We start from the raw sequence: 25,193 nt of genomic DNA, 5'->3' as shown, positions 1-25,193 counted from the left end.
TAACAATAAGATGGAGAATTACTAGAAAAAGTTAATCATCTCCATCTCTTGTAATGTGTGTTTACTTGCTAGCTGGAGTCGTATCTGTGTCGTCTAGATCATCATCTGAGACATCATCAATAAAGCTAAGACCATCTGTATCGAGACCTTTTTTCTCTGCAATAACAAAGTTTTTACGTTGTAAATAAATATCTCGCATTGCGGAATACTTATCACCTTGTAAAACGCTTTCAAGGTCAAGCAATTGAGATCGAGCATCTATACCACGTAAAGCTTGGTCAGACCAATAAAGACTATTTTTATTCATATATGCTTGAGGGCGACCAAAAGTGTCAACCGCTAAGCCAAAACCATCACGAATTGTACTTGGACCAAAAATAGGTAAAACAAGGTAAGGTCCAGATGAAACTCCATAGTAGCCTAGCGTTGTTCCGAAGTTTTCTTTCTCGGCATCTAAACCAAGTCTACGAGCAGGATCTGCAAGACCTAAAGTGGTAAGCGTATTAAAGGTAAAACGACCTAAAGTTTTAAGCGCACGTAAAGGGCGACCTTGAATGGTTTGGTTTACTGCATTCCAAGGTTCACCCAAATTTGAACGAAACTGTTGATGAGACTCACGAACATCAGTTGGAATTTTTGCTTGATACTGAACAGCGATAGGGCGCACAACCGTTCTATCCAAGGCATCATTAAATGCAAATATTTTTCGGTTTAAAGGTTGTAATGGATCTTTAACTTCATCTGGCTGAGCAGCATTGGCATTAACTTTAAAGTTTTTTGCTTTAATGTTTCTTAACTCTTTAATGGAAGCTGATGTAGATGATGTCTCATCGATACTCATTTCTTGATTACTATTGGTTGTATTAGCTGTGCTATCCGATGCATGAGTAAGCCCAGAAAAAATCCCAAATGAGCAAAGTGCTAACCCAATAATTTTTTTATCTTGCATAAGTAATTCCAGTGCTTTCTATATAAAAAAGCAAATGAAGAAAGTAGTAAAACAATAATAGCAGTATTTTTAGTATTCGTAATGCTCCTAAATTAAACAAATATGAGAAAAAAACCTTTATTTTGTAGAATAAATAAACAGACGGATAAAAAAAGAGAAATAAATTAAAAAAGGGGGTTGCGTTGGGTAGGGAATGCTGTAGAATGCACATCCATCGGCGGTGATGAAGATTAAAACTTCTGATAAAACAGCAACTTAGCATGAAGTGTTAAGATTGGGTTTTAGAAAGAAAGTTTAAAATAATTTGAAATTACTAGTTGACTTTCTAGAGATAGAGAGTAATATAGCTGACCTAGCTTGCTACTGACGAAGTAGCAAGAAGATCATTAAGAGATTATGAAGAACAACTTGTGTGGATTTTTACTGGTTGATCGATCGAAATTATTTTCATTGATTGAATGGTAGAAATTACTCGAAGTTTATTTGAGAAATATTTGTCAGAAAATTGATGAGCCAAGATTGGTGCCCTTTAAGGCACTAAGCAATATTAAACTGAAGAGTTTGATCATGGCTCAGATTGAACGCTGGCGGCAGGCTTAACACATGCAAGTCGAGCGGGGAAAGGTAGCTTGCTACCTAACTTAGCGGCGGACGGGTGAGTAATGCTTAGGAATCTGCCTATTAGTGGGGGACAACAGTTGGAAACGGCTGCTAATACCGCATACGCCCTACGGGGGAAAGCAGGGGATCTTCGGACCTTGCGCTAATAGATGAGCCTAAGTCAGATTAGCTAGTTGGTGGGGTAAAGGCCTACCAAGGCGACGATCTGTAGCGGGTCTGAGAGGATGATCCGCCACACTGGGACTGAGACACGGCCCAGACTCCTACGGGAGGCAGCAGTGGGGAATATTGGACAATGGGGGAACCCTGATCCAGCCATGCCGCGTGTGTGAAGAAGGCCTTTTGGTTGTAAAGCACTTTAAGCGAGGAGGAGGCTACTTAGATTAATACTCTAGGATAGTGGACGTTACTCGCAGAATAAGCACCGGCTAACTCTGTGCCAGCAGCCGCGGTAATACAGAGGGTGCGAGCGTTAATCGGATTTACTGGGCGTAAAGCGTGCGTAGGTGGTCTTTTAAGTCGGATGTGAAATCCCTGAGCTTAACTTAGGAATTGCATTCGATACTGGGAGACTAGAGTATGGGAGAGGATGGTAGAATTCCAGGTGTAGCGGTGAAATGCGTAGAGATCTGGAGGAATACCGATGGCGAAGGCAGCCATCTGGCCTAATACTGACACTGAGGCACGAAAGCATGGGGAGCAAACAGGATTAGATACCCTGGTAGTCCATGCCGTAAACGATGTCTACTAGCCGTTGGGGTCTTTGAGACTTTAGTGGCGCAGCTAACGCGATAAGTAGACCGCCTGGGGAGTACGGTCGCAAGACTAAAACTCAAATGAATTGACGGGGGCCCGCACAAGCGGTGGAGCATGTGGTTTAATTCGATGCAACGCGAAGAACCTTACCTGGTCTTGACATAGTAAGAACTTTCCAGAGATGGATTGGTGCCTTCGGGAGCTTACATACAGGTGCTGCATGGCTGTCGTCAGCTCGTGTCGTGAGATGTTGGGTTAAGTCCCGCAACGAGCGCAACCCTTTTCCTTATTTGCCAGCACTTCGGGTGGGAACTTTAAGGATACTGCCAGTGACAAACTGGAGGAAGGCGGGGACGACGTCAAGTCATCATGGCCCTTACGACCAGGGCTACACACGTGCTACAATGGTCGGTACAAAGGGTTGCTACCTCGCGAGAGGATGCTAATCTCAAAAAGCCGATCGTAGTCCGGATCGCAGTCTGCAACTCGACTGCGTGAAGTCGGAATCGCTAGTAATCGCGGATCAGAATGCCGCGGTGAATACGTTCCCGGGCCTTGTACACACCGCCCGTCACACCATGGGAGTTTGTTGCACCAGAAGTAGGTAGTCTAACCGTAAGGAGGACGCTTACCACGGTGTGGCCGACGACTGGGGTGAAGTCGTAACAAGGTAGCCGTAGGGGAACCTGCGGCTGGATCACCTCCTTAACGAAAGATTGACGATTGGTAAGAATCCACAACAAGTTGTTCTTCATGAAGATGTATCTGAGGGTCTGTAGCTCAGTTGGTTAGAGCACACGCTTGATAAGCGTGGGGTCACAAGTTCAAGTCTTGTCAGACCCACCAAATCTGACTAACGCAGTATGAGAGTACTGAGCAAACAGAAAGCAAAGATACATTGAATCTAATGATAAGCTGGGGACTTAGCTTAGTTGGTAGAGCGCCTGCTTTGCACGCAGGAGGTCAGGAGTTCGACTCTCCTAGTCTCCACCATCACATCATTGACTACTTGGTAGTCAAATGAATGTAAGATGAGCTAAGAAACATACAAACAGCTAGATAGCTTATAGAGATTAACAAGTATAAGCGTTAATATACGCGGACTTGGTAATCTCTGTGATTTATCACAGTTTCTAGACCTGACGAAGGCTAGAGCAATCATTAACAGATTAATTTGAGTTGAAATAAATTGTTTAAGGCTCAGAACTGAATTGAATTTAGCAGTAACTTGTTACTGTTGAGTGAAATGAAGAACTGAGAAACTAGCGATTAACTGAATCAAGCGTTTTGGTATATGAATCTAATAGAAGCTGTACTGTAGTTAAATCTACGGACAACAAACTGTATGAGTGTGTTGAAAGACACAATCTGTTGTTATCCTCCTTGTAGGGATTAACGACTGTTTGGGGTTGTATAGTCAAGTAATTAAGTGCATGTGGTGGATGCCTTGGCAGTCAGAGGCGATGAAAGACGTAATAGCCTGCGATAAGCTCCGGGGAGGCGGCAAATATCCTGTGATCCGGAGATTTCTGAATGGGGAAACCCACTTAGCATAAGCTAGGTATCATACACTGAATACATAGGTGTATGAGGCGAACGAGGGGAAGTGAAACATCTCAGTACCCTTAGGAAAAGAAATCAATTGAGATTCCCTCAGTAGCGGCGAGCGAACGGGGAACAGCCCATTAAGTCATATAAGCTTTAGTGGAACGCTCTGGGAAGTGCGACCGTAGTAGGTGATAGTCCTGTACACGAAAGGGCTTATATGATGATGACGAGTAGGGCGGGGCACGTGAAACCTTGTCTGAATATGGGGGGACCATCCTCCAAGGCTAAATACTCCTGACTGACCGATAGTGAACCAGTACCGTGAGGGAAAGGCGAAAAGAACCCCTGTGAGGGGAGTGAAATAGATCCTGAAACCGCATGCATACAAGCAGTGGGAGCCGGCATTGCGTCCGGTGACTGCGTACCTTTTGTATAATGGGTCAGCGACTTATGTTCAGTAGCGAGGTTAACCGAATAGGGGAGCCGTAGAGAAATCGAGTCTTAATAGGGCGAATTAGTTGCTGGGCATAGACCCGAAACCAGGTGATCTATCCATGAGCAGGTTGAAGGTTGGGTAACACTAACTGGAGGACCGAACCCACTGTCGTTGAAAAGCCAGGGGATGACTTGTGGATAGGGGTGAAAGGCTAATCAAACTTGGTGATAGCTGGTTCTCCCCGAAAGCTATTTAGGTAGCGCCTCGGACGAATACCATTGGGGGTAGAGCACTGTTTCGGCTAGGGGGTCATCCCGACTTACCAAACCGATGCAAACTCCGAATACCAATGAGTACTATCCGGGAGACAGACTGCGGGTGCTAACGTCCGTAGTCAAGAGGAAAACAATCCAGACCGCCAGCTAAGGCCCCAAAATTGTAGTTAAGTGGGAAACGATGTGGGAAGGCATAGACAGCTAGGAGGTTGGCTTAGAAGCAGCCACCCTTTAAAGAAAGCGTAATAGCTCACTAGTCGAGTCGGCCTGCGCGGAAGATGTAACGGGGCTAAAACTACATGCCGAAGCTGCGGATTTGCAATTTATTGCAAGTGGTAGGGGAGCGTTCTGTAAGCCGATGAAGGTGTATTGAGAAGTATGCTGGAGGTATCAGAAGTGCGAATGCTGACGTGAGTAACGACAAAGCGAGTGAAAAACTCGCTCGCTGAAAGACCAAGGGTTCCAGTCCAACGTTAATCGGGGCTGGGTGAGTCGACCCCTAAGGCGAGGCCGAGAGGCGTAGTCGATGGGAAATTGGTTAATATTCCAATACTTCTGTGTAATGCGATGAGAGGACGGAGAAAGTTAAGTCAGCCTGGCGTTGGTTGTCCAGGTGAAAGGTTGTAGGCATGTATCTTAGGCAAATCCGGGGTACTCTATGCTGAGAACTGATAGCAAGCTAATTTATTAGCGAAGTGGCTGATACTATACTTCCAGGAAAAGTCTCTAAGCTTCAGTTACACAGGAATCGTACCCGAAACCGACACAGGTGGTCAGGTCGAGTAGACCAAAGCGCTTGAGAGAACTCTGCTGAAGGAACTAGGCAAAATGGTACCGTAACTTCGGGAGAAGGTACGCTGTCGACGGTGACGGAATTTACTTCCTGAGCGGTTGACAGCCACAGAAACCAGGCCCCTGCAACTGTTTATTAAAAACATAGCACTCTGCAAACACGAAAGTGGACGTATAGGGTGTGATGCCTGCCCGGTGCTGGAAGGTTAATTGATGGGGTTAGCGTAAGCGAAGCTCTTGATCGAAGCCCCAGTAAACGGCGGCCGTAACTATAACGGTCCTAAGGTAGCGAAATTCCTTGTCGGGTAAGTTCCGACCTGCACGAATGGCATAATGATGGGGGCGCTGTCTCCAGCAGAGACTCAGTGAAATCGAATTCGCCGTGAAGATGCGGTGTACCCGCGGCTAGACGGAAAGACCCCGTGAACCTTTACTGCAGCTTGACATTGAACTTTGATCTTACTTGTGTAGGATAGGTGGGAGGCTTTGAAGTCGTGACGCTAGTTGCGATGGAGCCAATCTTGAAATACCACCCTGGTAATATTGAGGTTCTAACTCTGCTCCATAATCTGGAGCGAGGACCATGTCTGGTGGGTAGTTTGACTGGGGCGGTCTCCTCCTAAAGAGTAACGGAGGAGTACGAAGGTGCGCTCAGCGTGGTCGGAAATCACGCGTAGAGTATAAAGGCAAAAGCGCGCTTAACTGCGAGACCCACAAGTCGAGCAGGTACGAAAGTAGGTCTTAGTGATCCGGTGGTTCTGTATGGAAGGGCCATCGCTCAACGGATAAAAGGTACTCTGGGGATAACAGGCTGATACCGCCCAAGAGTTCATATCGACGGCGGTGTTTGGCACCTCGATGTCGGCTCATCTCATCCTGGGGCTGAAGCAGGTCCCAAGGGTATGGCTGTTCGCCATTTAAAGAGGTACGCGAGCTGGGTTTAGAACGTCGTGAGACAGTTCGGTCCCTATCTACCGTGGGCGTTGGAAATTTGAGAGGATCTGCTCCTAGTACGAGAGGACCAGAGTGGACGAACCTCTGGTGTACCGGTTGTGACGCCAGTCGCATCGCCGGGTAGCTATGTTCGGAAGGGATAACCGCTGAAAGCATCTAAGCGGGAAGCCTACCTCAAGATAAGATTTCCCAAGGACTTTATGTCCTCTAAAGAGCCGTTGAAGACTACGACGTTGATAGGTTGGATGTGGAAGTGCAGTGATGCATGAAGCTGACCAATACTAATTGCTCGTGAGGCTTGACTATACAACACCCAAACAGTTGTTGTTTCGAAAGATTTCAAAGCAAAATGCTTGATTTAGTGAACGCTAGAACTTAAACTTTAACTCAAATATCTGTTAATAACTCATTTGACGAAAGCTAGGCATGCGAAAGCAATTAAGACCATAGCGAGTAAGCATAAACAGTTGTGCTGGCGACAATAGCAAGAGTGAACCACCTGATCCCTTCCCGAACTCAGAAGTGAAACCTCTTAGCGCTGATGGTAGTGTGGGGTTACCCATGTGAGAGTAAGTCATCGCCAGCTCATTAATTCTAAAACACCCCCTGTCATAAGACAGGGGGTGTTTTTTTATGTATATAAAATTAGAAATATGAAAAATAATGGAATTATAGCTAGAGCTCGCTGATAGATTTACTTGATCTTTTTAGTGCGTGAAGTAATTGACCTAATAATATATCTTTTTCAGCAAGTACCATAATAATCATGGGATATTGTGCATTGGGAATAGAGGTTAAAATGGCTTTTCCATTTTCAGCATCTAATGTGATTGATTGGCATTCTATAAGTTGTAGTTCAGTCATAAGTGCGCTGACCATGGCATGGAGTGAGCTACTCACAGCTGCTAATTTTGTTCTGTTGAATGAATCTTTTTTGTATAGTGTCGTTAATTCAAAGCCATCTGTTGAACACATCATAATAAAATTAACACCGCTAACATTGTTAAAGATATGCTGAATTTCTATTTTTGCCTGCTGAATTATATGTTCAGGTGTTTTTCTTTCTTTTTTAAGTGCAAACATAGGCATTCTCCAATTATGATGTGATGTTGTAATTAATTTCTATAGATGTGATGAGTGCTTCAAGTAAGAGTTTTACATCTGTTTTTTTTCGTGCATCGATCATAAATAATGGATGATATAGATCATTTTTAATCAACCAATCTTGGTATATATATGTCGATTTATCTAAATCTTCATCTGTATGTGTAATTCCTATCGCAATATATTCTGTATATTCTTGAAAGACCTCTAAATAATGTTCAAGTTCTTCAATTGAGTTTTCTAAGCTGTGATCGATGAGGATGATTGCTCCAATTGCCCCCTTACAGATAACAGACCATATAAAATCAAAGCGCTCTTGTCCTGGTGTTCCATATAAGCCAATCACCAATCCATCATCGAGGGTAACCTCACCATAATCGATTCCTACAGTTGTCTGAAGCTTTGAATGGCTTTCCTGATCTGTATTTAATGCTTCTGTTACAAGAATTGGTATTTCAGAAAGTGAGCGGATGGCTTCAGTTTTTCCTGCTCCCATAGTTCCAGCAAAAACAATTTTGTACTGTTGGATGATCATTGAGAATCCTCATGTTTATAAATGCAATTTTTTTCTTAAACTACTAAAAAAATCTTTGATAAAGCCAACATCTTCATCTTGTACTTTCTGAGTGGGCGGGGTGTAATGCTTATCCCAGATATTAATTTTCTCAACATTATTTATTGTAATATTTGCACCAATAAACCGTCTTACTAAATGAATTGGAATGTTTAATTGGCTTGCAATAGTGGAAATTTTTCCACCTTGGATAAAGCAGGCTGTTAGCTGAAATATTATTTTTTTATTTTCTAAGTCAAAGGGCTTTGGCCAGTAGTTGATTTTGAAATGTCCATCTTCAGGGCAAAGTGGAATGGAGAGGTTTTTACTATTCCAAAATAGATTCCAAATCCAGTCATTTAAAATGAGTGTATTTTTTCGATCAACTTTAGTAAGCGCATTGGTTGTCGCAACTTCACAATTAAAATTGAAGTCAGTTTCAAGGCTATTTCTAGATGAATTGACCCAAACTTGATTTTTTTCTAATTGGATGACTGCCAATGTACCTAAGCTGTCGAATAAATGAAGCTTAATATCTTTATGAGTTTTATATAAGTCATCAAAAAAATTAGATATTCTTTCTATATCATCTTCATGGTTTTCGAAACCAATATTGCTTGGAATATTCATGTTTGAATTGAGAACTTTTTGATTTGAAGAAAGATCTTTAATGGCGTTTTTTTTGGTGTGAGTGGATTGAAATATATAGTGTTATAAGTTCCTATGTTCATAATATTCCACCTTTAAAAGCAAGTAATGGGGAAATAAAAGCCCCTTATAATGTTTTATAAAGGGCTTAAGTATTTTAAATTATGCAAAGTCTAAACCTTTCTCATAACTTTTGAGTTCATGACGAGCCATCGCTAAGTTTGCTTTAGCACGATCAAGTACTAGATATAAGAACACATTCTCATTGTTCACCAATGGGCGAATAAGATGATACTGCTTACCGAGTGTAATTAAGATGTCTTCAATAGTGTCGTTTAAGTTTAAGGCTTGAGCTACACGACGTTTTGAGCGAACTACTTCGGTATTACCTGCAGCTGCTAATTCTAAGTCAAGATCACCTCCCCTTGAGTAGCTAATGCTAAGCCGCTCTCGCCATCTACTAATGCAGCAGCGTAAAATCCGTCAATACCTGTTAATGATTCTAATGATACTTTAGCCATGTTATTTCTCTCTTTTTTATAAATAATATTGCTACTTTTGATAGGAAATCATTAAGTAGACTTCTATTTATAGAGAATAAGTTAGAAAGATCAACGTATTAATTTTTATATATTTTTGATTAGAAAAAAATGAGATTTAATTTAGTGATAGTTTTGGTCAATTGCTTTGAGATCTATTTAACCTTTTAGGTAAAATTTTGTATCTTTTTTAGTAAAATTGAAATATCTATGATGTTATAAATGAAATTGTAACTATTTGTAAATAGCGTTTGTTTCATTAATTAAAAAGACCACGTAAAAGTGGTCTTTTATAAAAAACATGCTTATGCAAAAACACTACATAAAGCTTGAGCGAGAACCCAAAGAATAATAATAGCAACAATAGGTTCTAAAATTTTAGCCCAAGTTGGTACTACAGTTTCAGTTGTAACTTGAACGTCATCTGCATGAGAATGATGTTGAACCATTTGATTGAACTCCTTCATTGTTGAATCTAATGATATATCTTCTTGGTTAATTGGTTTAGAACCTCTTAGTTCTATTAGTCCATTTGTTGACCAAACCCAATCATTCGCTTGACCAGAAAGATGTTCTACCTGACCAATAATGAGTTCTTTTAACCCTAAAATTCCGTAATTACCTGTTTTTTCGAGCTGTTGAAGCTCTTGAAGTTGAAGTAATACCATCTCTGAAATGCTGTACTCAAGTTCTGTTTTGGCAAGCTTAGATTCATTATGTATAGAGGTTGTTAGGCTATGCGCAATTTCTTGGATGTATAAAGGATCGAGGTTATGAATTTCTTGAAATTGTTGCTGCCCATTGTCTTGCCAAAGCGTAACAAGTTTACCTAAAACAAGTGTATTAACTTCTTGTATGTATTGGTCGCGTAAATCACAATCATATTTGTTCAAAAAAGGTGTTTTTTGAATTTTTATTTGATTATTAAAGTATTGGACTAAATCAAAAGCCATTAATACACTCCGAATGTTAGTCTAGTAGTTTTAGACTTGGTTTTTTCTTGGTTGTTTCAGTTTTTTCTTTAGTGTTTGATTTTAAAGCATCTTGATTATTATTGATATGCTCATATTCATTTGCATCAAAGAATAAACCTTGTCCATTTTCACGAGCATAGATACCTATTAATGCTTGAAAGGGAATGTAAATATCTCTAGATACACCACCAAATCTAGCAGAGAAACTAATTGCATCGTTACTCATATTAAGTGCGTGTACTGCATGAGGGGCTGTATTTAATACAATTTGTCCATCTTGAATAAACTGCTCAGGTACTAATGTATTCGGTTGCGTCGCATCAACCATCAAATGTGGGGTTAAGTTGTTATCACAGATCCACTCATACATTGCGCGTGTTAAATATGGGCGAGTAGGGGTTAAGTTTAATTCTGGCTCAGACATAATATGACCTAAATATTTTTCAGTAATTCACGGTAATGGTTTTTTTCCTGCATAGTCAGTGACTTTATGAAAGCAGGTCGCTTAAATATTCGTTGCATATAAAGTAATATTGGTCTGCAATGCTGTTGAGGTAAATCAATTCCCATACTTTTTAAGCGTAAAAAAATCGGGGCAAGCATGCAGTCTAAAATTGTAAAACTTTCAGACATGAAATAAGGGTAATGCTGAAATAAAGGTGTGAGTGATACAAGAGTATCTTTAAGCTGTTTTTGCGCTTTTAAACTTGATGCTTTATCAAAGCTATCTGGATGTCGAAGCATGGTATCTGCAAGTTTCAACCAATCTTGTTCAAAACGCCAAATATATTGACGTTGTTCGGCTCTGGGCATTGGTGCATCGGCATAGAGTTTATTTTGTCTATAGCGATCATCTAGATATTCTGAAATTATACTTGTATTGAAAAGTTTTAATTCATTTTCAACGAGCATAGGTAATTGGTTATATGGGTTTAAGCTTGCAACATCTTCGTCATCATCTTCAACTAAAATGAGATGATATTTAATTTGTTTCTCAGTAAGAACATAACGAATCCAATGAGAGCGAAAGTCATCTGCATGACTGTATAGCGTAATTCCTTGGAGTGGTGCAGGCTCGACTGACATATTTCACGGCAATAATAAGTTAATCAGATAGGATACTAAAAATAGAGTATAAAATCACGATGCTGTTAACGAATAAAATAAAGAAAATATTGTGCAGACTTTATAGTGTGGATTCCTAAATTTTAACAATAAAAAAAGCCTTGGAAAATCCAAGGCTTTTTTGTCCGATTCGGTAAACGAATTAACGTTTAGAGAATTGAGGACGTTTACGTGCTTTACGTAAACCAAGTTTCTTACGTTCAACTTCACGAGCATCACGAGTAACGAAACCAGCTTGACGAAGAGCAGATTTTAAAGTCTCGTCAGAAGCGATTAGTGCACGAGTAATACCGTGACGAATAGCGCCTGCTTGACCACCAATACCACCACCAGCAACAGTGATGTAAAGGTCGTATTTGTTAGTCGCTTCAAGAAGTTCAAGCGGTTGGTTAACAACCATACGAGCAGTCTCACGACCGAAGTATTGTTCTAAAGAACGGTTGTTGATTACGAGTTTACCAGTACCAGCTGATAGGAAAACACGTGCAGTTGCGGTCTTACGGCGACCTGTACCATAGTTAGTAGCCATGTGCTGTATCCCTTAGATGTCCAAAACTTGTGGCTGTTGAGCAACGTGCGGATGCTCAGTACCAGCGTACACTTTCATTTTTTTGATCATTGCGTAACCAAGAGGACCTTTTGGTAACATACCTTTAACAGCTTTTTCTAAAACTGCTTCAGGTTTGTGAGCGATTAACTTTTCAAAGTTAGTCTCACGGATACCACCAGGGAAACCAGTATGGCGATAGTATTTCTTATCGTGAGCTTTTTTACCAGTCACAGTAATTTCTTCAGCGTTAATAACAACGATGTAATCGCCAGTGTCAACGTGAGGAGTATAAGAAGTCTTGTGCTTACCGCGTAAACGACGAGCGATTTCAGTCGCAAGGCGACCTAAAGTTTTGCCAGAAGCATCAACAACGTACCAGTCGTGTTGAACTTCAGCTGGCTTAGCGCTGAGAGTTTTCATTAAACCACTACCTATTATAGTTGGTTTGGACTATGGAATCTGTCCAAACTAAAGGAGACGCGATTCTAAACGATTAAGTGAAGAATCACAAATGAAAATTAGAATTTCAAGCGCTGTATTCTAGTACTAAAATCATATATGTGCAAAGAATAATCTTTATGATTTTGTAATATTAATCGACACAAATTACATTAATCGATATTTAGTTGAAAAAGTGATTATTTTCATCTTCTTAAAGCTTATTCTGTTGGACGCTTAATGAAGATGTATAATAGTCATTATTCAGTTTTAAAAAAGAGATTGAGGCGCGTATGCATCCTCTATATATAACAAGTGGTGAACCCGCAGGTATTGGTCCTGATATTTGTTTAAGCTTGGCAAATCGAGTGGATGAACGACCAATCGTGGTTCTTGCTGATAAAGAGTTGTTAGAAGTACGCGCTGAGCAATTGAAGATTAAAATAGATCTGATTGAGTATGTTGGACAAGAGTATTCATCTGCAAAAGGTGAGCTGTATGTTGAACATATTCCTGTACATGAAAAAGTTGTTTTGGGGCAATTGAACCCTAAAAATTCAGCTTATGTTCTAGAGCAATTACGTCGTTCTGCTGAGTATGCAATAACGGGTAAAAGTGTTGGCGTTGCCACAGCACCTGTTCAAAAGTCGATTATTAATGATGCTGGAATTCATTTCAGTGGCCATACAGAATATTATCAAGAATATGCAGGCGTGGAACGTGTTGTGATGATGCTTGCAACGAAGTCTTTACGCGTAGCACTGGCGACAACACATCTCGCTTTACGTGATGTTCCCGATGCAATCACCAAAGAAAGATTGCATCAAGTGATTGATATTTTAATTCATGATTTAAAAACAAAATTTAAGATAGAACATCCAAATATTCTTGTCTGTGGTTTAAATCCACACGCAGGTGAAGATGGTTATTTGGGTATGGAAGAGATTGAAGTCATTAATCCAGTACTTGAATCTTATCGTTCACAAGGTATTCACATGAGTTTAAGTTTGCCTGCGGATACCTTATTTACCCCTGAAAATTTAGAAGATGCAGATGCAGTTTTAGCGATGTATCACGATCAGGGCTTACCTGTGTTAAAATCTCAAGGATTTGGTGAAGCCATTAATATTACTTTAGGCTTGCCGTTTATTCGTACATCTGTAGATCATGGTACTGCGCTCTCCCTAGCGGGTACTGGACAAGCAAAAAGCTCTAGTTTGCATGTTGCTGTCGATTTAGCACTAGATCTTGCACGTCACTAATTCACGTTGGAAAAATTTTATGTATCAAATTAATGCCTTAAACCCAAAAGACGAAGGGCATCAGGCTCGTAAACGATTTGGTCAAAACTTCTTACATGACCAACGTGTCATTGCCAAAATTGTGCGTTCAGTGAACCCACGTCCGGGTCAAAATATTTTAGAAATTGGTCCTGGTCTTGCGGCTTTAACATCGCCTCTTATTGGTGAATGTGATGCCTTGACGGTGGTCGAGCTTGACCGTGACTTAGCTGCGGGCTTACCAGGTCGTGTACCACATCCTGAGCGTTTAACCATTATTGAAGCGGATGCGTTGCGCTTTGATTATTCGACTTTGTTTGAAGAAGGTCGTCCGCTACGTGTGGTGGGAAACTTACCGTATAACATCTCGACACCACTGCTTTTCCATCTCTTAGAATTTGGTAGCAAGGTGCAAGACATGCACTTCATGCTACAAAAAGAAGTTGTTGATCGTATTACTGCTGCACCAAATACTAAAGAATATGGTCGTTTATCGGTGATGATTCAGTATTTCTGTAAACCAACATTCTTATTTGAAGTACCACCAGGGTCATTCAATCCTCCGCCAAAAGTAACATCTGCGGTGTTCCGTTTAGAACCTTATGATGTAAAACCTATTGTTGCCAATAATGAAAAAGCTTTAGCGCGTTTGGTTGGACATGTATTTACACAGCGTCGTAAAACTTTGCGCAATAGCTTAAAAGGTATGCTAGTTGAAGATGGTTTTGAAAATGCAGGCGTAGATCCTATGGCGCGTCCTGAAACTTTGACATTGGCACAGTTTGTTGCACTATCGGATCAAATGGTGGCTTAAGTGACACGTTCAACTGTTCGATATAATTATGTAATCGGTGATGTTCAGGGTTGCTTTGAAGCGCTGAAAGCTCTTTTAAAAGAAATTCAGTTTGATGCAGACCAAGATTTTATTTGGTTTGCAGGCGACTTAGTTGCTCGGGGTGAAAACTCGGTTGGTGCAATTCGATTTATTAAAAAACTGGTTGATCGTGGTGTTGCTGCAACAGTTTTAGGTAATCATGATCTGAATTTATTGGCAGTTGCGCGTGGCATTAAAAAAATCAAAGAGAAAGACAATACGCAAGATGTGATTAACGCTTTAGAAAGTGATGATCTTATTGATTGGTTGCGTAAGCAACCTTTGTGTTTATTTCCAAATGATCAAACGGTTTTAACGCATGCAGGTATTCCAACCAATTGGACGGTTGAACAAGCGGCACAATATGCCAAAGAAGTTGAAGTTGTAGTAGGACATGACGATTTTGCCGTGGTTGATGCTTTTTTAGAAGAAATGTATGGCAAAGAACCAACACTTTGGTCTGAAAACCTAAAAGGTAATGAGCGTTTACGTTGTATCACCAATTATTTAACCCGTATGCGCTTAACCGATGCAGAAGGTCGCTTGGAATTTAGCTTCAAAGATGCTTTAGATGAACCAATGCCTGAAGGGTTTAAACCATGGTTTCAATTTGAATCTCAATCCGCAAAAACACATCAAGTTATTTTTGGACATTGGGCCGCACTTGAAGGGCAGACAATTTCAGAAAACATTCAAAATGTAGATGGTGGCTGTGTTTGGGGAAATAATCTTCTTGCATATCGTTTAGAAGATAAAAGGATGTTTGCTGTTCATAATCCGATGTTTTCGTAATATTAATTTAAACGATTATAAAAAAGCCATGTTATTACGTGGCTTTTTTATGGATAAATATATAAAATTAATAAAGTTTTGTAGTGATATAAAAAATTAAAAATAATTGGAAAAAATAAGATGTTAGAACTAGAAGATTTAAAAAACTGTTACCCACTTGTTGTGACACCAAGTCATGACGGTAAATATTTTCACAACTATTTAATATCTTTATTAAATTTTCAGAGTTTAGCCATGAGTATTGGCATGCCTTTGCAGTTTTATTTGATGAGAGGTGAAAGTTTAATCACAAGAGCAAGAAATAATGCTGTAGCTGAATTTCTTGCAAATAAAGAATGGACACACTTATTTTGGATTGATTCTGATATTGGGTTTGATGCAGATGCAGCTTTAAGACTTTTAAGCGCTGATTATGATGTTGCTGCGGGTGTTTATCCGTTAAAACGTGAAGATTGGCCAAGTGAGGGTTTGCCACAAAAAATGACCGAACATGATTTTATCAATCATTATCAAAAATATCCGATTAATGCTTCAAAAAATAAAGATACAAACAAAGTTCAATTAGAAGTTATGGATGATGGCTTTATTGAGTTAAGTGAAGCACCCACTGGATTTATGGTGATCAAGCGCTGTGTTTTTGAAAAAATGATGAAGCAATATCCAGAACTACAATATGTAAGTGACTCCTTTGAGTCTAAGAATCAGGGGTTACATTACCGATTTTTTGATGTGATGGTTCATCCTGAAACTAAACGTTATTTATCTGAAGATTATGGTTTTTGTTATTTATGGGAAAAAATGGGGGGGAAAGTTTACGTAGATGCGAAATCAAATTTAACCCATCAAGGGTCAAAACTATACTCAGGAAATTTTGCAAATTCGATTAAAACAAATTTAGCAAATGCAGTTCCTGCTGAGGTCGGAACTCCAATGGAAATTATTGGTATAGAAAACCTTTAGCTTGTTTTATAAATAAAAAGCCACGTGATTACGTGGCTTTTTATGATCAAAAATTGAATAAATTATTCTTGGCGAATCCAAGTTTGACTACGACCAATTGCGGAAATACCAATGTAACCACGAAGTGTTAAGCGTTTTCCTGTATTGTTAAGTTTTGCTTTTGCGCTATAAATTTTACCTGTTAAAGGGTCAATTACACGTCCGCCATCATAGTTGTTTTCAGAAACATTTTTTAAGCCTTTTAAAACATCCATGCCTAAGATGGGTTGGTTGGTATAAGGCGCAGGGCAGTCTTTACATTTTTCTTGCGGTACATAGCCTGGACGTGGGGTAACTTTTATAATTTTTGCAGTGTAAATATTGTTTGGGTCTTTGCGAATTTCAAGAATGGCTTTAGATGTCCCTGTTTTATCATCAATTTGTAGCCATTTACCTGTAATATCATTTGCAAATGTATGTGCGCTTAAAAGCAGTGCAACTGCACTTGCTACAACGAATTTAATTTTCATATCAGATTCCTTTTGATAGAAGATAATTGTTATTTTGTAATCAATAAAATATAGTATTGCTTGTTATTTAGTCAATATATAATATTATAATATTTAAGTGATTTTGATTAAAAATAATTTATTTATTCAATCATTAGCACCATGAAAAAAGCCACTTCTGAAAGTGGCTTTGTTTTATTCTTCTTTTAACCAAGTTTGACTACGTCCTAAAGCTGAAACGCCAACATACCCTCTTAAAGTTAAACGTTTTCCATTGGTACTTAATTTGGCTTTGGTGCTATAGATATTGCCAGAAAGTGGATCAATAATTTTGCCATGAGAGTATGTGTTATTTCCTGTAAATTTTAATCCTTTTAGAACATCCATACCTAAAATAGGTTGATTGCTATAAGGTGCAGGGCATTTCACACATGTCTCTTTTGGGCTATAACCAGGTCTTGGCGTAACTTTGATAACTTTTGCAGTATAAGAACCATTTTTTTCTTTGCGCATTTCAAGAACAGCTTTAGATGACCCCGTTTTATCATCAATATTTTTCCAAACCCCTGAAATATCTTCAGCAAATGCTAGATTTCCAAATACAGAAAAAACAAGTGAAGTTATAGGCACAAGCACTTTCATTTAATAATCCTTTTTTACGTGAAAGTTAATTTATTTATAATATGTTTTATCTTTAAATAAAACAATAATTTAAAAGAAATAATGCTTATGTGCTTTGTAGGAATAAAATAAATGTTGGTAGCCATATTGCTGTAAATACAGCATTAACAGCCATACCAAAAGCAGCATAGCGACCTGCAACACTTCCGCGTTGCCATGCTTGAGCGGTACCAATGGCATGTGCTGCAAGACCTAAAGCAAGACCAGAAGCTCTTTCATCATTGATATTTCGTAAAATAAAGGGCGAAAAGGCAGCGCCAATTACACCCGATAAAATAACGATAAGAATCACTAAGCTAATAGGTGCTTGTAAAAGGGTCGCAATATTAATAGCAATAGGTGTGGTTACTGCTCGAGTGGCGAAAGCCATAATATCGGGGCTAGCCATATGTAATAGATATGCAAGACCCATTGGCAAAGCAACAGCACTTAAACTTGCGAAGACCAATATGCCCAAAATACCTTTTAAAGGTAAATCATCATAACGCATGGCTGCCAATGGAATAGCAAGCGCAACAGTGACATAACCCAATAAGTTATTGAATATTGGATTAGCATTTTCCATATATTCTTCATAAGGAAGTCCAAAAATGAACAGTAACCCCATAATAAAGAACATACCAAAAACAATGACAGGCACTTGAGGAATTTTTCTATTACATGGTTTGGCAAGCATGTAAGCAATAAAAGTAATGATAAAAGCGTAGATAATTCCAATCATTTTTATTCTCCTATAACCAACGCTTGGCCATTTTTGCGTAAACCCATAGGGGAATAAGTGTGCTAACAAACAGTATGATAAGAAATGCTGGAATTTTATCACCCATGTGCGCCATCATCAGTAATGAACCTGCACTAATTGGTAAAAAGGCAAAAGCACTTTCTTTCATAATTTTGTTATTGGTATCGACCAGTCGAATGGGCAGTGAGCCAAATTTTCGCCATAGGAAAAGAACAATAAGTAAGCTAATTAAGCCAACTAAATTTCCAAGTTCAGGATGGTTGAATTGTGTAGTAATCCAGAGTGCAGATTCACGAAATCCAACAATCATTAAAATTGTTCCAACCCATGCAGTCCAATCAATACCTTTTATAAATTCCATTTAATTTTTACTTTTAATCCGTTATTAATCAAGTTTTAATCTATTTCTTCCTGAATTTCAAATTCTTCTAGTTTTCGTTCGAAAATTTTAGCTTTTTCGCCCAATATTTCACCAATTGGTAAATGTGCTTGCTTAATTAATTGCTCAATTTTGTGCGGTGCCATAATCACATGAAGATGCAAGTTTCCTTCATCATCATAATTTTCAGATTGAATGACATTGAGCGCATAAAGTTGGGTGCGTAATTTTCCATAAGATGGTTTAAGTGTTAATTCAAAGCTTTGAATATGTCCCATGAGCGCTTCATGAACGGCTTTTTTAAGTAAGTCTAAGCCTTTACCACTATGGGCAGAAACATATACACGGTCTGGTAAATGTGGTTTTGAATAGATGATTTTTGCATCTTCATCTGATTGATCAATTTTGTTATAAACCCGAATAACGGGCACATCTGCACCAATTTCAGTGAGTACTTTTTCAACAGCTTCAATTTGTTCTAACATGTCTGGACTGCTTGAATCAATCACATGAAGCAATAATGTGGCTTCTAGTGTTTCTTCAAGTGTCGCTTTAAATGAATCGACTAAAGAATGTGATAGGTTTCGAACAAAGCCCACTGTGTCTGCAAGTACGAGTTTACCAATACCATCCCAATCTAAACCACGCAGTGTTGGGTCTAGTGTGGCAAAGAGTTGGTCGGCTGCATAAACATCGCTATTTGCTAGAATATTGAAAAGTGTAGATTTCCCTGCATTGGTATATCCCACCAAAGAAACCGTTGGAATAGCTGCTTTTTGTCGTGCTAAACGACCTTGTTGTCGCGTTTGTTTAACTTTCTCAATTTTACTTTTGAGTTGTCCCATACGAAGTTGTAATAAACGACGATCGGTTTCTAAAAGTGTTTCACCTGGACCACGTAAACCAATACCACCTTTTTGGCTATCTAAATTGCCACGGCTACGAATCAGGCGTGAAGCTAAATGTTGAAGTTGTGCAAGTTCAACTTGCAAACGACCTTCGTAAGTTCGGGCACGCTGAGCAAAAATATCAAGAATAAGTTCAGTTCTATCGACTACTCGGCATTTCATAATTCTTTCTAAATTACGTGCTTGAGCAGGGGTGAGTGCATGATCAAAAATAACGAGGTTTGCTTCTCGTTCTTCGACAAGTTGAGCAATTTCTTCTGCTTTACCTGAACCGATAAAGAGTTTTGCATCTGGGCGAATACGTTGTGCTTGAACATGTTCTAAAATTTCGGCACCCGCAGATTTTGCGAGAAGGAAAAATTCATCCGCATCCAGATCATCGAGCATTTGTACAATGACGCTTACGAGAATGACTCGTTCACCTACTTGATGTTCTGTTAAATCTATCACTCAGCCGAATCTCTACAAATACAATAAAGTTATATTCTAGAGTATATCTGTTAGGTGTGCTGTGCTATTTCTTAAAGCGCTGCAACAAAGAGATGAGCAAAAGTAATGATGGCGCCAAAATACAAAATACAGCCCCCAAGAATGAATTGTAGAGCAGATAAATAGCTTGTAGCATTTTGAGGTTGATCATTGTCTTGAGTGTTCATAGAAATCGCTTTAAATCTATTAATTCGATAGAAATATAATATTTAATTTGATTGCTGAATTAAAATTGATAAAAATGATTTTTGTGTTCGTTTTTTATAATCGATGCAAGTTGATGGTGAAAAGTATAAGATAATGCCAAATAATGATGATGCTGAACGTGACCATCTTATTGACCCTGCAACTTCAATAAATTAAATATTAAATATGAATGCAATTTCTAAATTTTTTCTCTATTCAAAAAAGCTTGTAACAGGTACTGCTACTGTTCTTCAGGGTTTTTATTTGGTTTATCGTTATGGTTTATATAAAGATCCAAATAACCCGAAGAATACGCGTTATGTACAGTATTTTTGTCGAAAGCTATGTCGTGAATTTAATATTGAAGTCAAAGTACATGGTGAAATTCCACGTACGCCTGCTTTATGGGTGAGTAATCATGTTTCATGGTTAGATATCGCTGTATTGGGTTCGGGCGCTCGTGTTTTCTTTTTGGCTAAAGCTGAAATTGAGAAATGGCCACTTTTAGGTAAACTTGCAAAAGGTGGCGGAACTTTATTTATTAAGCGTGGTTCTGGTGATTCGATTCGTATCCGTGAGCAAATTGCAGAATTTTTACAACAAGATATTCCTGTATTATTTTTCCCAGAAGCAACCACAACAGATGGAACACGAATTAAAAAAGTACATGGTCGGATTTTAGGTGCTGCAATTGAAGCGCAACGTCCTGTTCAAGCTTGTGTGATTTGTTATGTGAATCAGAATGGCGAGCAAGATATGGTCGCGCCGTATATTGGTGATATCGGCTTTGCAGAGCATGTAAAACAAGTGATTGAAATGCCAAAAGTCACAGCACATTTAATGGCTTTAGCTCCAATTTCTGTTGAAGGTCATACTGTTGATACTTTAACGGCATTGGTTCAGCAGAAAATGATAGAAGGTTTGGCGACATTGCAAAAAGAAGTTGTAACATCGCCATCATCAAGCTAAAAGCACATCAAACTCAATACTACATAAATCCTTCAAGTGGCAGCCACGAAACAAATTTCAAGGCTGCTTTTTTATACCATTTTAACTTGGGTTCTTTGCGTAAAGTTTCAATTGAACCATCTTCTTTTTTGAGTCGCCAATTAATGTTATTTTTCGAATCTAAAACAAGTTTATAGGCATATTTGGGTAAGTTTGTATCCATTGTTTGATGAACTGTGCGTGCTAAACTTGGGCTATTCAGTAAAACACCAATTTCCGAATTTAAATAAGATGATCGTGGATCAAAATTAAATGAGCCAATAAACACTTGTTTTTCATCAATTGCCATTAGTTTTGCATGCAAGCTTGAACGGCTTAGACCTTTTAATTTAACTTTGGCTCGATTTGATAATTCTTCGGTATTTTCATATAAATTTGTTTGAAGAGGCGCATGTAAAAACTCATAAAGTTGAACATGATTATCTAAAAGTTCTTGTCGATATTTTGAATAAAATGCATGTACAACAGGAACATCATTGGCTTTAAATGAATTTGTTAAAACACGAACATGTACACCAGATTTTGCTAATTCACTGAGTTTTTCTGTGCCTTGTTTTTCTGGTACAAAATAAGCAGAAATAATATCGACACTTTTTGCAGGCTCTTCTAAACGGTTAAGTAACTGAAAATTTAAATGTTCTTCTTTAGATGCTTTAGATTTAATTTTACTTGGCGAGTCACTTACAACTTCTGCACGCACCCAATCGAACTGAATATTGTTATTGAGCCATTGTTCAAATGCTTGAGAACGATAGGCTAAATCTAAATAGTTTTGAACGGTTACTTCTTGATAGTGTTGTTCAAGTTGTTGCTTTAAACCATCGTAACGTAGTGTGTAGTGCCTTGGGTTGACTAGTTGCTTAACAGGATATGCATAGTCATCGTTCCAATATTCATCAAATGAGTGAATAATTTCATCCGATGCTGCGCCAGCCAAAATAACATCGACATCGGAAAATTGATAATTATCACTGACGTTGTAATATTGGTTGCTCATGTTGCGCCCACCAATAAGCGCAAGTTGATTGTCGACAATGAAGCTTTTGTTATGCATTCGTCTGTTAATGCGCTTCAAATCCAAAACCATATCCATTGCACGGTAGTGACGGAAACGATAAGGGTTGTAAAGTTTGACACTGATATTTGGGTGTTGGTCTAGTGCTAAATAAATGCCTTCCATACTTTTTGCATTGTTATCATCAACCAATAGACGAACTTTCACGCCACGATCAGCCGCGTTTATAATGGAATGTAGGGCAAGCGCACCTATTTTGTCGTTATCCCAAATGTAATATTGTAAATCTAATGTTTTTTCAGCACGATCAATAAGATGAATACGTGCCGCTAATGCTTCAAGAGGATCATAAAGCACGTGATAACCCGTTAAATTTTTATTTTTTTCACGTAAAGGTTCAATTATTTTTGCAAGTGATGTTGTAGATGTATTGATATCAAATGCATTTTGAATGGGTTGTGGAAACTGTTTTGGAAGTGTTGAACATGCAGGAACTCCAACCACAAGTGTACTCACGAGTAGAATTTTGGCGAATGCGCTATAATTCGATTGATGAATATTGTGTTGATCTTGCAAGTGAAAATTCCTTGTAGTTCTATATAAAAATATAATGGAAAAAAATTGGTTTGAGTATAGTTCTCAGCTGTGAAAAGATAAAGATAGGTGACGTAAGAATAACGTCAAGGAAAATATAGAGAATAAATATGTGGGATCCAAGTTCAATGATTATATATTTTTATATCGTGATGGGTCTGCTTGCCATTTGGAGCATTTCTCAAGCATGGGTGAGTCAGGCAAATACTGAAACAATTCATCCATTTAAAGCTTTTGTTCATTTACTTGCATTTTATTTATCTTATTTACTTATTCCTGTTTTTATTTTTAGTCTTTATGCAGGATATGTTGGATATTACTCTATTCACGAAACCATCTTCATTGTATTGGTGAGTGGTCTTTTAATTTATGCTCGATTTATTGAACCATTTTTTATTAAAGTTCAAACAACAAAATATCAAATCAATCCAGATCAGGCTTTAAATAAGTCTGTAAAAATTGCACTCATTGCAGATTTACATATTGGTTTATTTTCAGGACACGAACGTCAACTCAAACTTATTGTCGATAAAATTAACCGTGAGCAACCGGATTTAGTCGTGGTTGCAGGGGATTGGACGTATGAACCTGAAAATAAATTGGTCGAAGAGCTAACTGTTTTAAAAGATATCCAAGCACCTGTTTATTCGGTGAATGGCAATCATGATGAACAATATCCAGGACCACCTATTCAAGAACTTCTTGCAAATGCATTATCGCAAAATAATGTAGTTGATATTGAAGGTCAAATTGTCGATTTTGATGAGTTTCGATTATTGGGGGTTGGGGATTTATGGGCGGGTAAAACCGATATGCGGTATATGCCAGATTTACCGCAAGATAAACCGTGGATCATTCTTTCGCATAACCCGGATACTGTAGATATGGTACCTAAGCTTCCAACGAGACCGCTCATGCTTTCAGGGCATACGCATGGTGGACAAGTGGAACTTCCGTGGCTAACCGATTACATCATGAAAAAAGTGTCGATTTTAGGACATAAAAAAGGGCTGTATCAGCATGAACATGCAGATGTTTTTGTGACTGTAGGAACTGGTATGGTGGGTGTACCCTTTCGTTTTCGAGTGCCGCCAACCATTGATATCATCGAATTGCATTAATGAATAAATAGAAATAAAAAACCAGCATCATGTGCTGGTTTTTTATACTTAAATATAAGCAATTAAACTTGGTTGTTTACATCATCATGTTTTGTTTCACGAATAAGCAAGAATGCTAAAAGTGAAAGAATTGATGCAGCTGTTAAGTAGTAACCTACAGCATACAAGCCATAACCTGTCGCAAGTTTAGTTGCGATTAATGGCGCAAAAGATGCACCAAAAATACCAGCTAAGTTAAAAGTAAGTGCAGAACCTGTATAACGTACTGAAGTCGGGAAAATTTCAGAAAGTACTGTTCCGATAGGACCGTAAGTTAAGCCCATAATTGCAAGACCAATACACAAGAATAAGAACACAACGATTGTGCTACCAGATTCGAGCAAGTCTGCAAAGAAAATACCAAAAATAGCAGAAACTACGCATACACCAATAGATGTTGCTTTACGACCAAATTTCTCTGCAAATACAGCAGAAAGAGGAATGAATGCAGCAAAACAAAGTGTTGCAACCAATTGAAGTTTTAAGAATTCTTCACGGCTATAACCGAGCTTTGTTGTTCCCCATTGCAATGCAAATACTGTTGTAAGATAGAACACAACGAAAGTACAAATTGCAGCAATCGTACCAAGTACAAGCATACGAGAATGTTTTTTAAATACTTGTACAAATGGAACGTTTACTTCTTTTTGTTTATCTAAAACTTTTTGGAAAGCTGGTGTTTCATGAAGTTTTAAACGAATCCACAAACCAACAATTACAAGTAAAGCACTTGAAATAAATGGAATACGCCATCCCCACTGCATAAAGTCTGCTTCAGACATGAAGTGACCAAGCGTTAAGAATGAGCCTGTCGCTAGAATAAAGCCAATAGGTGCACCCAATTGAGGGAACATACCATACCAAGCACGTTTGCCTTCAGGCGCATTTTCTGTTGCTAGAAGAACAGCACCAGACCATTCACCACCTAAGCCTAAACCTTGACCTAAACGGCAAAGAGCAAGTAAAAGGGGTGCGAAAATACCAATTTGTGCATATGTTGGAAGTAAACCAATACAAACAGTTGAAATACCCATGGTCAATAGTGCGGCAACAAGCGTTGCTTTACGTCCAATTCTGTCACCTAAGTGTCCAAAGAGTGCAGCACCAATTGGGCGAGCAATAAAGGCAATAGCGAAAGTAGCAAGAGATTGGATTGTTGCAGTCATTGGATCTGTACTTGCAGGGAAGAACAAATGCGGGAAAATGATGACAGCAGCAGTTGCGTAAATATAAAAATCGAAGAATTCGATTGTCGTACCCACTAAACTAGCAGTAAGTACGCGAAATTTTGAATTTGTTGGTTGCTGAGCAGCAGCAGTATTCGAAGACGACATGATAGACCTTACACTTACTAAAATTAAAAAAACTTAGTTTT

At 38.7% G+C, this 25,193-nt stretch carries 23 protein-coding genes, 2 tRNA genes, 3 rRNA genes and 1 pseudogene; 11 read left to right on the top strand and 18 right to left on the bottom strand.

The window, feature by feature from the left end; all coding sequences use genetic code 11:
* Positions 1-61 precede the first annotated feature (61 nt).
* On the bottom strand, positions 62-949 hold the full coding sequence (locus tag GTK57_RS03040) for an MlaA family lipoprotein (protein ID WP_163121249.1): 888 nt from the start codon (positions 947-949) through the stop codon (positions 62-64).
* A 549-nt stretch (positions 950-1,498) separates the two neighbouring features.
* Here GTK57_RS03040 and GTK57_RS03035 point away from each other — a divergent pair.
* The 5 genes from GTK57_RS03035 to rrf all read left to right on the top strand — a co-directional run bounded on the left by GTK57_RS03035 (position 1,499) and on the right by rrf (position 6,917).
* Positions 1,499-3,034: ribosomal RNA gene (locus tag GTK57_RS03035) — 16S ribosomal RNA — on the top strand.
* 61 nt (positions 3,035-3,095) lie between these two features.
* A tRNA-Ile gene (locus GTK57_RS03030) sits at positions 3,096-3,172 on the top strand.
* 71 nt (positions 3,173-3,243) lie between these two features.
* A tRNA-Ala gene (locus GTK57_RS03025) sits at positions 3,244-3,319 on the top strand.
* A 422-nt stretch (positions 3,320-3,741) separates the two neighbouring features.
* Positions 3,742-6,637 (top strand): 23S ribosomal RNA (locus tag GTK57_RS03020).
* Positions 6,638-6,802: 165 nt separating this feature from the next.
* A 5S ribosomal RNA gene (gene rrf, locus GTK57_RS03015) occupies positions 6,803-6,917 on the top strand.
* The 16S, 23S and 5S rRNA genes sit together here with 2 tRNA genes alongside, the layout of an rRNA operon.
* An 89-nt stretch (positions 6,918-7,006) precedes the next feature.
* On the opposite strand, the gene GTK57_RS03010 is transcribed toward rrf, so the two are convergent.
* The 9 genes and pseudogenes from GTK57_RS03010 to rplM form a co-directional block, all read right to left on the bottom strand.
* The gene (locus GTK57_RS03010; protein ID WP_163121247.1) at positions 7,007-7,414 is read right to left on the bottom strand and encodes a roadblock/LC7 domain-containing protein; all 408 of its coding nucleotides are present in this window, start codon (positions 7,412-7,414) and stop codon (positions 7,007-7,009) included.
* A 13-nt stretch (positions 7,415-7,427) separates the two neighbouring features.
* Positions 7,428-7,970 carry a GTP-binding protein gene (locus GTK57_RS03005; RefSeq protein WP_163121245.1) on the bottom strand — a complete coding sequence of 181 codons (543 nt, stop codon included), beginning with the start codon at positions 7,968-7,970 and terminating at the stop codon, positions 7,428-7,430.
* Between the two features lie 15 nt (positions 7,971-7,985).
* A complete protein-coding gene (locus GTK57_RS03000; RefSeq protein ID WP_163121243.1) occupies positions 7,986-8,618 on the bottom strand; it encodes a hypothetical protein in 633 nt (210 codons plus the stop codon).
* 180 nt (positions 8,619-8,798) lie between these two features.
* Positions 8,799-9,157 (bottom strand): annotated as a pseudogene (locus GTK57_RS02995) (roadblock/LC7 domain-containing protein).
* A gap of 323 nt (positions 9,158-9,480) precedes the next feature.
* Entirely contained in the window at positions 9,481-10,128 is a 648-nt protein-coding gene (locus GTK57_RS02990; RefSeq protein WP_163121241.1) for a hypothetical protein, read from the bottom strand.
* 16 nt (positions 10,129-10,144) lie between these two features.
* Positions 10,145-10,573, bottom strand: coding sequence for a ClpXP protease specificity-enhancing factor (locus GTK57_RS02985; protein WP_152875558.1), 429 nt, complete (start codon positions 10,571-10,573; stop codon positions 10,145-10,147).
* Positions 10,574-10,581: 8 nt separating this feature from the next.
* Complete coding sequence (locus tag GTK57_RS02980) at positions 10,582-11,235, bottom strand: glutathione S-transferase N-terminal domain-containing protein (RefSeq protein ID WP_152875556.1); 654 nt, start codon at positions 11,233-11,235, stop codon at positions 10,582-10,584.
* Positions 11,236-11,416: 181 nt separating this feature from the next.
* Positions 11,417-11,803 (bottom strand): 30S ribosomal protein S9, encoded by a 387-nt coding sequence (rpsI, locus tag GTK57_RS02975; RefSeq protein ID WP_152875554.1) that lies wholly within the window; start codon positions 11,801-11,803, stop codon positions 11,417-11,419.
* Positions 11,804-11,815: 12 nt separating this feature from the next.
* The gene (gene rplM, locus GTK57_RS02970; RefSeq protein ID WP_152875552.1) at positions 11,816-12,244 is read right to left on the bottom strand and encodes a 50S ribosomal protein L13; all 429 of its coding nucleotides are present in this window, start codon (positions 12,242-12,244) and stop codon (positions 11,816-11,818) included.
* A gap of 311 nt (positions 12,245-12,555) precedes the next feature.
* On the opposite strand from rplM, the gene pdxA reads away from it, so the two are divergent.
* From pdxA to GTK57_RS02950, 4 genes are all read left to right on the top strand, one after another.
* On the top strand, positions 12,556-13,524 hold the full coding sequence (gene pdxA / locus GTK57_RS02965) for a 4-hydroxythreonine-4-phosphate dehydrogenase PdxA (RefSeq protein WP_163121239.1): 969 nt from the start codon (positions 12,556-12,558) through the stop codon (positions 13,522-13,524).
* Between the two features lie 19 nt (positions 13,525-13,543).
* Positions 13,544-14,356 (top strand): 16S rRNA (adenine(1518)-N(6)/adenine(1519)-N(6))-dimethyltransferase RsmA, encoded by an 813-nt coding sequence (gene rsmA / locus GTK57_RS02960; protein ID WP_152875548.1) that lies wholly within the window; start codon positions 13,544-13,546, stop codon positions 14,354-14,356.
* Complete coding sequence (locus tag GTK57_RS02955; RefSeq protein ID WP_163121237.1) at positions 14,357-15,208, top strand: symmetrical bis(5'-nucleosyl)-tetraphosphatase; 852 nt, start codon at positions 14,357-14,359, stop codon at positions 15,206-15,208.
* A gap of 120 nt (positions 15,209-15,328) precedes the next feature.
* Positions 15,329-16,168 (top strand): hypothetical protein, encoded by an 840-nt coding sequence (locus GTK57_RS02950; protein ID WP_152875546.1) that lies wholly within the window; start codon positions 15,329-15,331, stop codon positions 16,166-16,168.
* A gap of 62 nt (positions 16,169-16,230) precedes the next feature.
* Here GTK57_RS02950 and GTK57_RS02945 read toward each other — a convergent pair whose 3' ends face one another.
* The 6 genes from GTK57_RS02945 to GTK57_RS14780 all read right to left on the bottom strand — a co-directional run bounded on the left by GTK57_RS02945 (position 16,231) and on the right by GTK57_RS14780 (position 20,022).
* Positions 16,231-16,677 carry a DUF2147 domain-containing protein gene (locus GTK57_RS02945; protein WP_152875545.1) on the bottom strand — a complete coding sequence of 149 codons (447 nt, stop codon included), beginning with the start codon at positions 16,675-16,677 and terminating at the stop codon, positions 16,231-16,233.
* A gap of 174 nt (positions 16,678-16,851) precedes the next feature.
* Entirely contained in the window at positions 16,852-17,298 is a 447-nt protein-coding gene (locus tag GTK57_RS02940) for a DUF2147 domain-containing protein (protein WP_152875543.1), read from the bottom strand.
* Positions 17,299-17,383: 85 nt separating this feature from the next.
* Positions 17,384-18,058, bottom strand: a complete 675-nt coding sequence (locus GTK57_RS02935) for an LrgB family protein (RefSeq protein ID WP_152875541.1) — start codon at positions 18,056-18,058, stop codon at positions 17,384-17,386.
* Between the two features lie 10 nt (positions 18,059-18,068).
* Positions 18,069-18,440: a hypothetical protein gene (locus GTK57_RS02930; RefSeq protein ID WP_152875539.1), complete on the bottom strand. Its 372-nt coding sequence runs from the start codon at positions 18,438-18,440 to the stop codon at positions 18,069-18,071.
* Between the two features lie 35 nt (positions 18,441-18,475).
* Complete coding sequence (hflX, locus tag GTK57_RS02925; RefSeq protein ID WP_171522133.1) at positions 18,476-19,816, bottom strand: ribosome rescue GTPase HflX; 1,341 nt, start codon at positions 19,814-19,816, stop codon at positions 18,476-18,478.
* Between the two features lie 71 nt (positions 19,817-19,887).
* The gene (locus GTK57_RS14780) at positions 19,888-20,022 is read right to left on the bottom strand and encodes a hypothetical protein (protein WP_267313480.1); all 135 of its coding nucleotides are present in this window, start codon (positions 20,020-20,022) and stop codon (positions 19,888-19,890) included.
* A gap of 205 nt (positions 20,023-20,227) precedes the next feature.
* Between GTK57_RS14780 and GTK57_RS02920 the strand changes: the two genes are divergently transcribed.
* On the top strand, positions 20,228-21,010 hold the full coding sequence (locus GTK57_RS02920; protein WP_152875537.1) for a lysophospholipid acyltransferase family protein: 783 nt from the start codon (positions 20,228-20,230) through the stop codon (positions 21,008-21,010).
* Between the two features lie 19 nt (positions 21,011-21,029).
* On the opposite strand, the gene GTK57_RS02915 is transcribed toward GTK57_RS02920, so the two are convergent.
* The gene (locus GTK57_RS02915) at positions 21,030-22,589 is read right to left on the bottom strand and encodes a phospholipase D family protein (RefSeq protein ID WP_163124557.1); all 1,560 of its coding nucleotides are present in this window, start codon (positions 22,587-22,589) and stop codon (positions 21,030-21,032) included.
* Between the two features lie 179 nt (positions 22,590-22,768).
* Between GTK57_RS02915 and GTK57_RS02910 the strand changes: the two genes are divergently transcribed.
* Positions 22,769-23,779 carry a metallophosphoesterase gene (locus GTK57_RS02910; RefSeq protein WP_152875534.1) on the top strand — a complete coding sequence of 337 codons (1,011 nt, stop codon included), beginning with the start codon at positions 22,769-22,771 and terminating at the stop codon, positions 23,777-23,779.
* 62 nt (positions 23,780-23,841) lie between these two features.
* On the opposite strand, the gene GTK57_RS02905 is transcribed toward GTK57_RS02910, so the two are convergent.
* Positions 23,842-25,155, bottom strand: a complete 1,314-nt coding sequence (locus tag GTK57_RS02905) for an MFS transporter (RefSeq protein WP_171522154.1) — start codon at positions 25,153-25,155, stop codon at positions 23,842-23,844.
* Positions 25,156-25,193 lie beyond the last annotated feature (38 nt).

This window comes from Acinetobacter portensis (assembly GCF_010646905.1).
Lineage (GTDB): Bacteria > Pseudomonadota > Gammaproteobacteria > Pseudomonadales > Moraxellaceae > Acinetobacter > Acinetobacter portensis.
Note: the sequence above shows the minus strand (reverse complement) of the source record. Positions and strands in the feature narration are given on the sequence as shown.